At 72.6% G+C, this 14,414-nt stretch carries 11 protein-coding genes; 7 read left to right on the forward strand and 4 right to left on the reverse strand.

Features of this window, described 5'->3' with window-relative positions; genetic code table 11:
* Positions 1-5: 5 nt before the first annotated feature.
* Complete coding sequence (locus tag Asi02nite_RS06835) at positions 6-1,799, reverse strand: AMP-dependent synthetase/ligase (RefSeq protein WP_203711294.1); 1,794 nt, start codon at positions 1,797-1,799, stop codon at positions 6-8.
* A 121-nt stretch (positions 1,800-1,920) separates the two neighbouring features.
* Between Asi02nite_RS06835 and Asi02nite_RS06840 the strand changes: the two genes are divergently transcribed.
* Genes Asi02nite_RS06840 through Asi02nite_RS06865 form a run of 6 tightly spaced genes read left to right on the forward strand, consistent with a single transcriptional unit; the run spans position 1,921 to position 6,964 of the window.
* Positions 1,921-2,373, forward strand: a complete 453-nt coding sequence (locus Asi02nite_RS06840) for an SRPBCC family protein (RefSeq protein ID WP_203711295.1) — start codon at positions 1,921-1,923, stop codon at positions 2,371-2,373.
* A gap of 31 nt (positions 2,374-2,404) precedes the next feature.
* Complete coding sequence (locus Asi02nite_RS06845; protein WP_203711296.1) at positions 2,405-3,007, forward strand: hypothetical protein; 603 nt, start codon at positions 2,405-2,407, stop codon at positions 3,005-3,007.
* Between the two features lie 52 nt (positions 3,008-3,059).
* Positions 3,060-4,010, forward strand: coding sequence for an ROK family glucokinase (locus Asi02nite_RS06850; RefSeq protein WP_203711297.1), 951 nt, complete (start codon positions 3,060-3,062; stop codon positions 4,008-4,010).
* On the forward strand, positions 4,007-4,678 hold the full coding sequence (locus Asi02nite_RS06855) for an endonuclease/exonuclease/phosphatase family protein (RefSeq protein WP_203711298.1): 672 nt from the start codon (positions 4,007-4,009) through the stop codon (positions 4,676-4,678). Before Asi02nite_RS06850 ends, Asi02nite_RS06855 begins: the two co-directional genes overlap by 4 nt.
* A 44-nt stretch (positions 4,679-4,722) precedes the next feature.
* Positions 4,723-6,126 carry a flavin-containing monooxygenase gene (locus Asi02nite_RS06860; RefSeq protein ID WP_203711299.1) on the forward strand — a complete coding sequence of 468 codons (1,404 nt, stop codon included), beginning with the start codon at positions 4,723-4,725 and terminating at the stop codon, positions 6,124-6,126.
* Positions 6,127-6,154: 28 nt separating this feature from the next.
* Positions 6,155-6,964, forward strand: coding sequence for an alpha/beta hydrolase (locus Asi02nite_RS06865; RefSeq protein WP_203711300.1), 810 nt, complete (start codon positions 6,155-6,157; stop codon positions 6,962-6,964).
* Positions 6,965-6,983: 19 nt separating this feature from the next.
* Here the strand turns inward: Asi02nite_RS06865 and Asi02nite_RS06870 are convergent, their stop codons facing one another.
* Both Asi02nite_RS06870 and Asi02nite_RS06875 read right to left on the reverse strand, forming a co-directional pair.
* Entirely contained in the window at positions 6,984-8,024 is a 1,041-nt protein-coding gene (locus Asi02nite_RS06870; protein ID WP_239126536.1) for a LacI family DNA-binding transcriptional regulator, read from the reverse strand.
* 93 nt (positions 8,025-8,117) lie between these two features.
* A complete protein-coding gene (locus Asi02nite_RS06875) occupies positions 8,118-11,510 on the reverse strand; it encodes a galactose-binding domain-containing protein (protein WP_239126537.1) in 3,393 nt (1,130 codons plus the stop codon).
* Between the two features lie 171 nt (positions 11,511-11,681).
* Between Asi02nite_RS06875 and Asi02nite_RS06880 the strand changes: the two genes are divergently transcribed.
* Positions 11,682-13,001 (forward strand): GH1 family beta-glucosidase, encoded by a 1,320-nt coding sequence (locus Asi02nite_RS06880; protein ID WP_203711302.1) that lies wholly within the window; start codon positions 11,682-11,684, stop codon positions 12,999-13,001.
* On the opposite strand, the gene Asi02nite_RS06885 is transcribed toward Asi02nite_RS06880, so the two are convergent.
* Complete coding sequence (locus Asi02nite_RS06885) at positions 12,998-14,413, reverse strand: alpha,alpha-trehalose-phosphate synthase (UDP-forming) (protein WP_203711303.1); 1,416 nt, start codon at positions 14,411-14,413, stop codon at positions 12,998-13,000. The genes Asi02nite_RS06880 and Asi02nite_RS06885 overlap by 4 nt on opposite strands.
* Position 14,414: the final 1 nt, after the last annotated feature.

The following is a 14,414-nucleotide window of genomic DNA, read 5'->3' on the forward strand; positions in this document are numbered from 1 at the left end:
CGGGGTCATCGGCGATAGATCTCGTCAATCTCGGCCTGGTGCCCCTTGAGCACGACGCTGCGCTTGACCTTCATCGACGGCGTCAGCTCCCCGGTCGCCTCGGTGAAGTCGGCGGGCAGGATGCGGAACTCCCGTATGGCCTCGGCCTGCGAGACGGCCCGGTTGGCGTCGTCGATCGCCGTCTGGATCTCGGCGCGCAACCGGTCGTCGGAGCGCACCTTGTCGACGGGGGTGTCGGTCGGCAGGCCCACGGACTCGAGCCAGCGCGGCAGCGCCTCGGGGTCGACGGTGACCAGCGCGGCGATGAACCGCTCGCGGTCGCCGATCACCAGCGCCTGGCTGACCAGGTGGTGGGCCCGGATGCGGTCCTCGAGCACGGCCGGGGCGACGTTCTTGCCCGCGGCGGTGACGATGATCTCCTTCTTCCGGCCGGTGATCGACAGGAAGCCGTCGTCGTCGAGCTCGCCCAGGTCGCCGGTGCTGAACCAGCCGTCCTCGTCGAGCACCTCGGCGGTCGCCTCGGGGTTGCGCCAGTAGCCCTGGAACACCAGCGGACCCTTGACCAGGATCTCGCCGTCGTCGGCCACGCGGACGGTGACGCCCGGCAGCGGCCGGCCCACGGTGCCGATCCGGGTGGCGCTCTCCAGGTTGGCGGCGACCGCCGGCGACGTCTCGGTGAGCCCGTAGCCCTCGTAGACCGTGACGCCGATGCCGCGGAAGAAGTGCGCGAGCCGGGCGCCCAGCGGCGCGCCGCCGGAGATCGCCCGGGTGCACCGCCCACCCAGCGCCGCCCGCAGCTTGCCGTAGACCAGCTTGTCGTAGAGCGCGTGCTGCATCCGCAGGCCGAGCCCGGGGCCGTCGCCGTCCATCGCCTCCGAGTAGGCGATCGCCGTCTGCTCGGCCTTGGCGAAGACGCCGCCCTTGCCGCCGGCGATCGCCCGCTGCTGGGCGGCCGTGTGCACCTTCTCGAACACCCGGGGCACCGAGAGCAGGAAGGTCGGCTGGAACTCCTTGAGGTCGTCGACCAGCGTCTTCGTGTCGGGCAGGTGGCCCATGGTGGCGCGGGCCTGCACCATGCCGATCTGGATCAGCCGGGCGAAGGAGTGCGCCAGCGGGAGGAAGAGCAGCGTGGAGCCGCCCTGGTGGAACAGGTCGGGCAGCACCGGCACCGCGTTGACGATGTCGGAGAGCAGGTTGCGGTGGGTCAGCACGCAGCCCTTGGGCCGCCCGGTCGTACCGCTGGTGTAGATGATCGTGGCCATGTCGTCGGCGGTGGAGCTGCGCCGCTGCTCCTCGATCACGGCCGCGTCGACGGTCGCGCCCCGCTCGCGGAGCTGGTCGAGGTCGCCGGCATCGATCTGCCAGACCTCGGTCAGCGTCGGCAGGTCGGCCCGGATGCCGGCGACCACCAGCGCGTGCGCGTCGGTCTCGACGAACAGCGCGACCGCGCCCGAGTCCTCGAGGATCCAGCCGACCTGTTCCGCGCTGGAGGTCTCGTAGATCGGCACGGTGACGGCACCGACCGACCAGATCGCGTAGTCGACCAGCGTCCACTCGTACCGCGTGCGGCTCATCAGCCCCACCCGCGAGCCGGGCTGGATGCCGGCCGCGACGAGGCCACGGGCCAGCGCGACGACCTCGTCGCGGAACTGGCCGCAGGTGACATCGACCCATGTGCCGTCGCGCCGGCGGCGGAACTGCACCGCGTCGGGTGCCGCCGCGGCGTTGTCCCACACCGGATCGGTCAGGTTTGCCGCGTCCCCGACCGTCACAACCGGGGGTACGGAGAATTCGCGCACCTGGCCTCCTACAGAACGCGATCAGCTAAATGCAACCTACCCGTATCGACATCGAGTCCGATCCGGGGGACCAGCGAGCCGTCAGCCGGTCGGCACGGCGCAAAGGGGTAGCCTGCCCCACATGGCGGACTCATCCACCCAGTCGATCGAGATCGCCGCGACCCCGGCGCAGGTCGCGGCGGTGATTTGCGACTTCGTGCGCTACCCGGAGTGGACGACGGCGATGAAGTCGGCCGAAGTGGTGGAGGAATACGAAGACGGCTACGCGAGCCAGGTCCGGTTCGTGATCGACGCCGGTGTGCTGATGGACGAATACACCCTCCAATACGAGTACGCCGAGGACATCTCGCGCATCGAATGGCATCTCGTGGCGCCGTCGAAGATGCAGACCACCCAGAACGGCTCGTACGACATCGACCCGTCCGGCGACGGCTGCGTGGTCACCTACACACTCGAGGTCGACCTGGCGGTGGGCATGCTCGGCATGTTCCGCAAGAAGGCCGAAAAAATGATCATGGATGCCGCGCTCAAGCAGCTCAAGGGCCGGGTCGAGTCGCTCTACCCGCGCTCCTGACCCGCCCGCACCTAATCCGACAGGGAACCCGATGGCAGACCCATCCTCCGCCCGAGGCGAGGCCGAGCGCCTCGTCGTCTCCGTGCTCGCCATGGCGCGCCGGGCCGCCGACGACGGCCCCGGCCTCGCGGCCGGGCTCGGCGCCCTCGGCTCGCTGACCGACGTGCTCGGCAGCGCGTTCGGCGCGGGCCATCACCCGTCCGAGGGACGCCCCGGCGGTGCGAAGCTCGCGACCGGGAGCGCCGAGTGCTGCGTCTGCCCCATCTGCCGGGTGATCGTCGCGCTGCGCGACCCGAGCCCGGAGTTCGCCGAGCGGCTCGCCACCGGCGCGGGCGACTTCGCGGCCGGGGTGGCCAGCCTGCTGCGGGCCGTGAACAGCTCGACCTCGGTCAAGGAGCAGCCGCCGGCCCCGCCCACGCCCCGGTTCTCCGACGACGAGATCTGGCGCGCGGCCACCCGTACCCGCGATGATGTTGCACCGGCCCCCGCGGCCGGTGACGTCTGGGCGGCGGCCACCGCCGCGGGCCGGGCAGCCGACGACGAGGTCGCGCCGCCGGTCAAGGCGACCAAGCCCATGGCCCGCAAGGCCGTGAAGCGAACGGCGCCGCCGGCGCCACGGTCGGACGACGCCTGAGCGCAGGCGTCTCGTCCGACAGCACAGCAGCACAGCAGAGGAGGCGGCAGCGGTGACGCTGACCATCGGAGTCGACGTCGGGGGCACCAAGGTCGCCGGTGGGGTGGTCGAGGCCGACGGGACGGTCCTGACGACGATCCGGCGGAACACGCCGGCCGAGGACGTCGCGGGCACCCGGGACACGATCGTCGAGGTCGCCGCCGAGCTGGCCGCCGCCTACCCGGCGGCCGCCGCGGTCGGCATCGGCGCGGCCGGCTGGATCGACGCGACCCGCTCGACCGTGCTGTTCGCCCCCAACATCGCCTGGCGCGACGAGCCGCTGCGCGACTACGTCAGCGACAAGATCGGCCTGCCGGTCATCGTCGAGAACGACGGCAACGCGGCGGCCTGGGCCGAGTTCCGCTACGGCGCGGCGCACGACGCCGACGACTCGATGGTGATGTTCACGATCGGCACCGGCGTCGGCGGCGCCATCGTGCTCGGCGGTGAGCTGGTCCGGGGCACCAACGGCATCGCCGCCGAGCTGGGCCACATGGGTCTGGTGCCCGGCGGCCACCTGTGCGGCTGCGGCCGGCTCGGCTGCATCGAGCAGTACGCGAGCGGCAACGCGCTGGTCCGGTTCGCCCGGGCCGGTGCCCGCCAGGAGCCGCACCGGGCGCAGCGCCTGCTCGGGCTGGCGGGCGGCGACCCCGACCGGGTCAACGGGCCGATGGTCACCGCCGCCGCGCAGGAGGGCGACGAGGTGGCCCGGGAGGCGTTCGCGCAGCTCGGCACGTGGCTCGGCATGGGCCTGGCCGACATGGTGCAGGTGCTCGACCCGCAGGTGCTGGTCGTCGGCGGTGGCGTGGTCGACGCCGGTGAGCTGCTGATGGGCCCGACCCGGGAGTCCTACCGCGAGTCGCTCGCGCAGCGCGGCCGCTGGCCGGTCGCCGACCTGCGGGTCGCGAAGCTGGGCAACGGCGCGGGCCTCGTGGGCGCCGCCGACCTGGCCCGGCGCCGATGACCGCGCGCGTGCGGGTCGTCTCGTACAACATCCACTCTTTCAAGGACGACCTCGGCGCGCTCGCCACCGTGGTCGCCGACCTGGCTCCCGACGTGCTGGTCGTGCAGGAGGGCGCCCGCCGGTTCCGCTGGCGGCAGAAGAACGCGGCGCTGGCCGACCGGCTGCGGATGGTGGTCGGCGGTGGCGGGCTCTGGTCGCTCGGCAACCTGGTGCTGACCACGCTGCGGGTACGCGTGCTGGAGACGCGCGACGTCCGCTACCGGGTGCTGCCCGGCCACCACGCGCGCGGCGCGGTGTTCGCCACCTGCGCGGTGCCGGGTGCGCGGTTCGTGGTGACGGGGTCGCACCTGTCGACGGACCCGGCGGTGCGGCCGACGCAGGCGGCGGCCTGGCGGACCGAGATGCGCGCGTACGACCTGCCGGTCGTCGCGGCCGGCGACCTCAACGCGGAGCCGGGCGACCCGACCTGGGCGGCGGTGGCCGACGGCCTGCAGATCGCGGGCACCGCGCCGACCCATCCGGCCTCGGGCCCGCGGCGCGCGATCGACGGTGTCTTCGTCGACAAGCGGGTCGAGGTGACGCGGTTCCAGGTGGTCGACACGCCGACCGCCCGCCGGGCCAGCGATCACCTGCCGATCGCCGTCGATCTGGTGATTCCCGATAAGTAGGGCTGGACTAGACAGAACGCCGGTGAAGTCGGAAGGATCGTCCGGTGTCCACCCCCACCGACCCCTCCTCGACCCTCTGGCGTGACGGCCGGCCGGTTTACGACCGGCGTGACACCGTCTGCGTCATCGGTGCCGGCCCGAGCGGCCTCGCCGCGGTCAAGAACCTGCGCGAACACGGCTTCGGCGTCGACTGCTACGAGCGGGAGACCGGCGTCGGGGGCGCGTGGAACTGGCGGCACGACCGCAGCCCGGTCTACGCCGGCACGCACCTGATCTCGTCGAAGCCGTTCACCCAGTTCCCCGACTTCCCGATGCCGGACACCTGGCCCGACTACCCGCACCACAGCCAGCTGCTGTCCTATCTGGAGCGCTACGCCGACCACTTCGGCCTGCGGCCGCACGTCTGGTTCGGCACCGAGGTGGTCCGGGTCGAGCCGGCCGGCGACACGAGCTGGGACGTGACCACGCGCAGCACCGGCGGCTACGGCTCCGAGCGGACCCACCGCTACCTCGCCGTGGTGATCGCCAACGGGCACAACTGGGCACCGAAGGAGCCGGCCTTCGAGGGGCTCGACGAGTTCCGCGGGCAGACCATGCACGCCTCGTCCTACAAGGACCCCAAGGAGCTGCGCGGGCGCCGGGTGCTGGTGGTCGGCGGCGGCAACACCGGCTGCGACATCGCGGTCGAGTCGGCCACGGCCGCGTCCCAGACCTGGCACTCGACCCGGCGCGGCTACTGGTACCTGCCGAAGTACCTGCTCGGCCGCCCCGCCGACCAGGTCAACGACGGGCTCGCCAAGCTGCCGCTGGGCCTGCGGCAGTGGCTGGCCGCCCGCACGCTGCGGCTGACCGTCGGAGACCAGACCCGGTTCGGGCTGCCGAAGCCCGACCACAAGGTCTTCGAGACGCACCCGATCTCCAACAGCCAGCTCATCTACCACCTCGGCCACGGCACGATCACCCCCGTGCCCGACGTGCGCCGGTTCCACCGCGGCTCGGTCGAGCTGTCCGACGGCCGGCACGTCGAGCCCGACCTGGTCGTCTTCGCCACCGGCTACCTGCCGCGGTTCGAGTTCCTGTCGCCCGAGATCCTCGGCGCCGACGAGCACGGCCGGCCCACCCTCTACCTGCACGCGTTCCCGCGCGAGCACCCGACGCTGGCGGTCGCGGGCCTGCTGCAGCCCGACTCGGGGCTGTTCCCGCTGGTGCACTGGCAGACGGTGCTGATCGCGCGCTGGCTGCGGCTGCGCGACCGCGACCTCGAGCGGGCGGCGGCGTTCTGGTCGCGGGCCTCGGCCGACGTGGGCAAGCGCTGGAACCGGGCGCGGGTCAAGGACTCGACCCGGCACTGGTTCGAGGTGAGCCACCTCGACTACCTGCGGGCGCTGCAGGGCGCCCTCGACGAGCTGTCCCCGGCGACGGCCGTGGCTTCGAGGAGCACGCGATGAGCTCGGTGCGGACGGCAAGGAGCACGCGATGAGTTCTGTGCGGATCATGCGGACGCGGGACTGGGCCTCCCCGGTGCCGCCGGCCCGCCGCGAGCTGCTCACCGCGACCCCGGAGGTCGCCGACGACACGCGGCCGCCGGTGCTGTTCGTCCCCGGCTTCGGGCACGGGGCCTGGGCGTACGCGGAGCACTGGCTGGAGCACGCCGCGAGCCGGGGCTTCGCGGCGCACGCGGTCAGCCCGCGCGGCCACGGATCCAGCGAGCCGGCGCCGAAGGCGACCCTGCGGGCGTACGCGCACGACGTGGTGCAGGTCGCGGCCGGCCTGCCGCGGCAGGCGGTGCTGGTCGGCCACGGCGCCGGGGCGCTGGTGGTCGCGCACGCGCTGGCCCGCTACCCGGCCCGGGCCGGCGTGCTGGCCGCGCCGGTGTTCGGCGGCTGGGCGACGCTCGGCCTGGCGCTGCGCCGCAACCTGTTCGGCACGCTGCCGGCGGCGTTCGGCGGCCGGCTGCGGCTGGGCCGCCGGCAGCTCTTCGGCCGTGACCTGCCGGAGCCGCTGGCCCGCGACTACACCCGCCGGATCGGCCACGCCTCGGCGCGCGCCCAGTGGGAGCTGCTGCGCGCCCGCGCACCGGAGAACCCGGTCGGCGACCCACCGGTGCTGGTGGTCGGCACACCCGACGACCGGGTGGTGCCGCGGTCGGCGCTCGACAAGGTGGCCCGCCGCTACGGCGGTGCGCCCTTGCTCTTCCCGGGCATGGGCCACGACCTGATGCTCGACACGCGCTGGCAGGAACCGGTCGACGCGATCCTCGACTGGCTGGAGAAGGGCGGCGAGTAAGCCGCAGGGGTGCGCGGCGTCAGGTCGTCGCGCGCACGATCAGGGTGGGCTCGAAGACGATCGAGGTCGTGCTCAGGGACGGGTCGTCCACGCGGGCCAGCAGCAGGCGGGCCGCCTCGGCGGCCATGTCCTCCAGCGGCTGGCGCACCGTCGTGAGCTGTGGGCGGGCCGCCAGGGCCGCGCTGCTGTCGTCGAAACCGACGACCGCGATCTCGTCGGGCACCGCGCGACCCAGCTCCTGCAGCACGCTCAGCGCGCCCTGCGCCATCAGGTCGTTGGCCACGAAGACGCCGTCGAGGTCGGGGTTGTCGGTGAGCAGCTCGCGCATCGCGCGGTCGCCGCTCTCGTGGGTGAAGTTGCCGGCGACCGCCGGCACGTAGGACCGGCCGTGGCGGGCCATCGCACTCGTGAAGCCCGCGATCCGGTCGACGCTGGCCGGCACGTCCACCGGGCCGGTGATCATGCCGATCCGGCGCCGGCCGCGGGCCACCAGGTGGTCGGCGGCGAGCGCCGCGCCGCGGTCGTTGGCCACGTCGACGTGGCTGAGCGGCACCGGGCGGGCCGGGCGGCCGATCACGACGCCGGGCAGGCCCGCGTCCGCGATGAGCTGGGGGAGCGTGTCGCCGGGGTGCAGCGAGAGCACGATCGACCCGTCGGCCTGGCCCTGTCGCAGGTCGCCGACCAGCCGGGCGCGGGCCTGGTCGGCGCCGACGATCTGCAGGGCGAGCTGGACCCCGGCCGGCCGCAGCGCGCTGAGCAGGCCGCCGACGACCCGGCCGAAGAACGGGTCGCTGAAGAACCGGCTCATGAACGGGTCGTCGTCGTGGCTCTCGGAGTCGGACACGACCAGGGCGATCGTGCCGGTGCGCCGGGTGACCAGCGAGCGGGCCGCGCGGTTGGCGACGTAGCCGGTGGCGTTCACCGCGTTCCAGACGACCTCGTGCAGCTCGGGGTTGACGTTGCGGATGCCGTTGATCACCCGGGAGACGGTCGCGCGGGAGACGCCCGCCAGCCGGGCCACGTCCTCCAGCGTCGGCAGGCGTGCGTTGTCTGTGGTCACTCTCGCGTTCTCCAGGTCAGGCGGAGAGCGCTCTCCGCAGCCGTAGGCTAACAGGGTGGCGGGCACCGCAGCGCCCGCCACCCTGCGCCGGGGTCAGCGGTAGACCCCGAACTCCCACAGCGAATAGCCCCAGCCGGTCGCTCTGACCTGCCCGTTCATCCGGACGTAGCGCCCGGTGCCGGAGATCGCCAGGTTGTCGAAGCCGCCGTTCCCGCTCGTCGTCGAATAGACCGTCGTCCAGGTGCTGCCGTCGTTCGACGTCTGGATCTGGTAACCCGACGCGTACGCCGCCTCCCACGCGAGCTGCACGTGGTTGAACGACTGCACCGAGCCGAGGTCGACCTGCGCCCAGGCCGTCGCCACCCACTCGCTCGCCCACCGCGTGGTGTAGTCGCCGTCCACCGCGTACGCCGGCAGTTGCGGGCCGTTGGTCCCGGTCGGCTGGTACGACGACGCGGTCACCGGGCGGCCCCGGGCCAGGTTGGTGCCCGGCACGGTCGGCGGCACGACCTTGAACGACCGTTGCTCGATGCCGACGTTGCCGTGCCCGTCGAACGCGTACACGTAGACCTTCCAGACGCCGAGTTGCTCCGGCGCCCGGACGCTGAACGCACCGGGGCCGGTCTCGGTGAAGGAGACGTTCGAGAATCCGGTGCCCCCGGTGACGTACTTGTCGCTGAACATCAGGTTGTAGCGGATCAGGTCGCCCTGCGGGTCGGTCGCCGCGACCGACACCGGGAAGGTCCCGCCCGCCGGCACGGCCGTCTGCGCGCCGACGGTCATCGACGTGATCTCCGGTGGCGTGTTGGCCGACGGCTGCCCGGTGTACGCCTGCCGCAGCGCGTGGAAGCCCAACCGCCGCCAGCCGCCGGTCGTCACGTTGAGCCACACACCGCCGAAGTCGTTCTCCAGCCCGTAGTGGAACTCGGTCGCACCGAGCGCGACGCCGGGATGCGCCTTGATGGCCGCCCAACTCGCCGCGTACCCGGCCCGCTTCTCCAGGTCGGTCGGCTCGTCGGGCACGCCGTTGACGTCGTCCGGCACCTCCCACTCGCCGTCGGGCCCGGCCTCGGTGACGATGTAGGGCTTCGTGTGGCCACCCGCGATCCAGTCGGCCTTGACCCCGCCGATCGCGCCGTAGGAGTTGACCGCCAGCAGGTCCAGGGCCGGCGAGTACGGCTTGTAGTAGGTCCAGGCGTGCGTGTACGCGTCGGTCGAGGTGACCGGGTGGTTCGGGTCCGCCGCGTGGATCGCGACCGCGACCTCGTTGACGAACCGCGCGTACGCCACCCGCCGCGCCTCGACCACATCGGCCGCCAGGCCGTGGTCCTGCATCGTCAGGATGACCTCGTTGCCGACGTCCCACATCAGCACGCCCGCGCGGCCCTTGAGCGCGTTGACCCGAGCCACGATCTCGGCCTTCACCGCGTTCTTGTACGCGGTGTCGTTGACGTAGTCGGCACCCTGGTTGAGCCAGTGCCCGACGATCACCTTGATCCCGTGCCGGGCCGCCGTGTCCAGCAGCACCGGCGTCTGCGCGTCGTCGACACCCCACGTCCGGATGGTGTTGACTCCCGCGTTCTTGAGGTCCCGCATGTAACCGTCGGCCGCACCCTGCGGCGGACCGTACGTGAGCCCGCGCACCTCCCACGGCGCCCCGTTGACCTGGAGTTGCCAGTTGCCCTGCGTGCCGGTGACCCGCACGACGCTCGGCCCGGCCGGCACCGGCGGGTCCGTCATCGCGGCCGGCGTCGTGCCCGTGGACCGGGCCACGGAGACCGAGTCGACGCTCAGCACGCCGCCCGAGGTGGTGTCCGGCGTCGGGACGGTGAAGCCGGCGATCCCGCTCGGGTAGAGGCCGCCGATCGCGAGGTCGAAGCGCAGGTAGAAGCCGTGATGCACGGCGGCCTGCCAGGCGGCCACGCCGACCTGGCTCTCCCGCACGATCCAGGTCTGCCGGCCGTCGAGGTAGAACCGGATCTCCTCGTCGGTCTTCGTGCGGTCGATGACCTGGCTGTACTCGTGGTAGCCGGTCTGGCAGCCGGTGCACGAGGCGAGCCCGCCGGTGCGGCCGTTGTACTCGGCGCACGGCCCGTCGGGCGCGGTGCCGCAGTGCAGCGTCTGCGAGAGTTGGCTCCGCCCGTTGACGCCGCTCATGATGTCGGTCTCGCCGATGCCGGGCCAGTTGGTGTAGTTGCCACGGAACGCGGCACCCGTGGCACGGAACGCCGGCCAGTAGCCGAGGCCGTTGGCGACGTCGGGCTGCTTGAGCACCGCACTGAACCGGGTGAGCTGGCCCGGCTGCGGCGCGAAGTCGGCCCGCTGGGTCTCGATCCGGCCGGAGGTCCAGGCGCCGGCGCCGTCCCGCGTCGCCCGGATGGCGAGCCGGCCGGCGCCGTCCAGGGTGACGTTGGCCGCGCTGGCCGTCTCGACGGAGCCGGTGCCCCAGTTGGCCGCGCCGCCGGGATACTGCGTGCCCGTGCGAACCAGCCAGTTGGCCGCCGACGGGGCGGTGTTGGCGGCGCCGGTGAAGTCGTCGCTCCAGACGGTCTGCCAGGTGCCGGGGTCGGGATCGGGGTCGGGACCCGGGCCGCCGATTGTGAACACCTGCATCTCCCAGAGCGAGTAGCCCCAGCCGGTGGCGCGCGCCGTGCCGTACATCCGGACGTAGCGGCCCGTGCCGGTCACGGTCAGGCTCTGCGTGCCGCCGGTGCCGGTGGTCGTGGCGTACACGTCGGTCCAGCTGTTGCCGTCGGTCGAGGTCTGGACCTGGAAGGCCCGGGCGTACGCGCCTTCCCAGGTCAGCACGACGCGGCAGACGCCGACGGGCGCGCCGAGGTCGACCCGGATCCATTGTGGATCGCTGAACGCGCTCGACCAGCGGGTGCCCGTGTTGCCGTCGACGGCCATGGCGGCCCCGACGTCGGCGCCCTCGGCGGACGAGGCCGTGGCGGGCCGGCCGCGCGCGGCGTCGGTGGTGCCGCAGGTGCCCGGGTTCGGGTCGGTGCCACCGAACGTGCCGTGCACCTGGAACTCCCACAGCGAGTAGCCGTAGCCGCTGTTGCGGGCCGTGCCGTACATCCGGACGTAGCGGCCCGACCCTGTGACGGCGAGCGTCTGGACGCCGCCGGGGCCGGTCGTGGTCGCGTACACGTCGGTCCAGGTCGTGCCGTTCGGCGACGTCTGGATCTGGAAGGCGCGGGCCGAGGCGCCTTCCCAGTTGAGGGTGACCTGGGTGACGGTGGCCGTCGCGCCGAGGTCCACCTGGATCCACTGTGGATCGGCCCAGGCCGAGCCCCAGCGGGTCGCGGTGTTGCCGTCGACGGCGGCGGCGGCGGGCAGGTCGGCGCCCTGCGCGGACGACGCGACCGCGGGCTTGCCCTGGGAGATGACGGCGTCGGCGGCGGTGGCCGCGGGCGCGGCGACCGCTATCGAGGTGAGGCCGAGCGCGACGGCCACAGGGGCCGTGAGCAGGCGAGGTTTCACGGGGCTGCCTTTCCGGAGAGGGGACGGTGCTCTGTTGGAGAGCGCTCTCCAGTGGTTGGCAGTGTTGCGCCCGACATTCATCGATGTCAAGGCGTGCGCTCTTGACAGGACATCGGTCGTACCGGACTCTGGAGGGCGTTTCGGAGAGCGCTCTCCAAGGGGTGATTCGGGTTGACTGGGTTTCCAGCGACGTTCTGGTGGGGAGCGTCGACCGCGGCCTACCAGATCGAGGGTTCGGTTACGGCCGACGGCCGCGTCCCGTCCATCTGGGACACCTTCGCCGCGACGCCGGGCAAGGTCGTCAACGGCGACAGCGGCGAGGGGGCGGCCGACCACTACCGCCGGTGGGAGGCCGACGTCGCGCTGATGGCCGACCTCGGCCTGACCGCGTACCGCTTCTCCGTGGCCTGGCCTCGCGCCGCCGACCTGGGCTTCTACGACCGGCTCGTGGACGCGCTGCTGGCCCGCGGCATCCGCCCGGTGGCGACGCTCTACCACTTCGACCTGCCGCAGTGGGTCGAGGACGCGGGCGGCTGGACCAATCGCGACACCGCGTACCGCTTCGCGGAGTTCGCCGCCACGGTCAGCGCCAAGTTGGGCGACCGGGTCGCGATGTGGAACACGGTCAACGAGCCGTGGTGCTCGGCGTTCCTCGGCTACGGCACGGGCGTGCACGCGCCCGGCCGGCGCGCCGACCTGTTCGCCGCCGTGCACCATCTGCTGCTGGCGCACGGGCTCGCCGTACCCGAGCTGCGTTCGTCATCGCCGAGAGCCCAGGTGAGCATCGCGCTCAACGGGGGCACGGTGCGGGCGGTCTCGACGGCGGAGCCCGATCTCGACGCGGCCCGGCGGATCGACGGCCTGCTCAACCGGATCTTCTTCGACCCGGTGCTGCGCGGTGAGTATCCATCCGACATCGTGGCTGACACCGCCGGCGTGACCGACTGGGCGTTCGTGCAGCCCGGGGACCTGGCCGCGATCAGCGCGCCGCTGGACGCGCTCGGGGTCAACTACTACCAGCCTGATCTGGTCGGTGCCGCCGCGTCGCCGGTCGACGACGGCAGCCCGTATCCGACCGGTGGCCGCGTCGTGCACCACGAGATGCCCGGGCCGAGGACCGAGATGGGCTGGCCGATCGACCCGACCGGGCTGCGCGACATGCTGGTGCGGGTGACCGCCGACTACGGACCGATCCCGTTGTACGTGACGGAGAACGGCGCCGCCTTCGTGGACACGGTGGTGGACGGGCGGGTGCGGGACCCGGAGCGGATCGACTACCTGCGCACCCACCTGGCGGCCGCCCAGGAGGCGATGGCGGCGGGGGTCGACCTGCGCGGCTACTTCGCCTGGTCGCTGCTCGACAACTTCGAGTGGGCGCTGGGCTACGGCAAGCGGTTCGGCCTGGTGCACGTGGACTACGCGACGTTCACGCGCACCCCGAAGGACAGCGCCTTCTGGTACCGCGACGTCATCCGCCGCGGCGGGCTCTAGACCTTGGTGAGGCGGGCGGCGAGGTCGCCTGTGCGGTCGAGGGCCGTGAGGTAGGAGCGGGCCCAGGCGCGGATGTCGTGCACGCGCAGGTGGGCCCGCATCGCCCGCATCCGTTGCTCGACGTCGTCCGGTGCGGCCTTGGTCGCGTGCATCAGCACCGCCTTCAGGCCGTCGAGGTCGTGCGGGTTGCAGAGGTAGGCCTGCGTGAATTCGGCGGCGGCGCCCGCGAACTCGCTGAGCACCAGGGCGCCCGTGTCGTCGACCCGGGAGGCGACGTACTCCTTCGCGACCAGGTTCATCCCGTCGCGCAGCGGGGTCACGGCCATGATGTCGGCGACCCGGTAGAGCGCCGCGAGCTCCGCGCGGTCGAACGGCTGGTTGAGGTAGTGGATGGCCGGCTCGCCGACCCGCCCGTACTCGCCGTTGATCCGGCCCACCTCGCGCTCGACCCGCTCGCGGAGCGCCTTGTTGTGCTCGACCCGTTCCCGCGCCGGCACGGCGACCTGCACCAGCACGGAGTCGCGGACCTTGACCTGGCCGCTGTCGAGCAGCTCGCTGTAGGCCTTGAGCCGCTGCTCGATGCCCTTGGTGTAGTCCATCCGGTCGACCGACAGGATCACGTGCCGGGGGTCGCCGAGATCGGCGCGGAGCTGCCGGGCCCGGGCGACCACGGCTGGGCTCGCGGCCAGCGACTCCATGTCGGCGGTGTCGATGGAGACCGGGAACGCGCCGACACGGACGATCCGGTCGTCGATCGCGATCCGCCGGTCGCTGGCCTGCAGCCCCAGCACCTTGACGGCGAGCTGCGCGAAGTTGTGGGCGGCCTGGGCGCGCTGGAAGCCGATGAGGTCGGCGCCGAGCATGCCGCGCAGCAACTCGGCGCGGCGGGGGAGCTGCATGAACAGCTCCGGTGGCGGGAACGGCACGTGCATGAAGAACCCGATGGTGAGGTCGGGCCGCAGGTCGCGCAGGATGCCGGGAACGAGCTGCAGGTGGTAGTCCTGCACCCACACGGTGGCACCGGGCTCGGCCAGGGCGGCGGCGGCCTCCGCGTACCGCTGGTTGATCTGCTGGTAGGCCTCCCACCAGCGCCGGTGGTAGACGGGCTGCTCGACCGCGTCGTGGTAGAGCGGCCACAGGGTGGCGTTGGCGAACCCCTCGTAGTGCGCGGCGATGTCCTGCGCGCTGAGCGGCACGGAGTGCATCTGCACGCCGTCGAGGTCGGGCACGAGCCGGGCGGGCCCGGTCTGGCCGGCCCAACCGACCCAGGTCGCGGGACTCTTGCGCAGGATGGGATGCAGGGCGCTGACCAACCCGCCGGGCGACCGCCGCCACTCACAGGCGCCGTCAGGCGCGACGCTGTCATCAACGGGCAGACGGTGGGCGACGACCACGAACGCGCTTCTACGCATG

It is taken from the genome of Asanoa siamensis (assembly GCF_016862555.1).
Taxonomy (GTDB): Bacteria; Actinomycetota; Actinomycetes; order Mycobacteriales; family Micromonosporaceae; genus Asanoa; species Asanoa siamensis.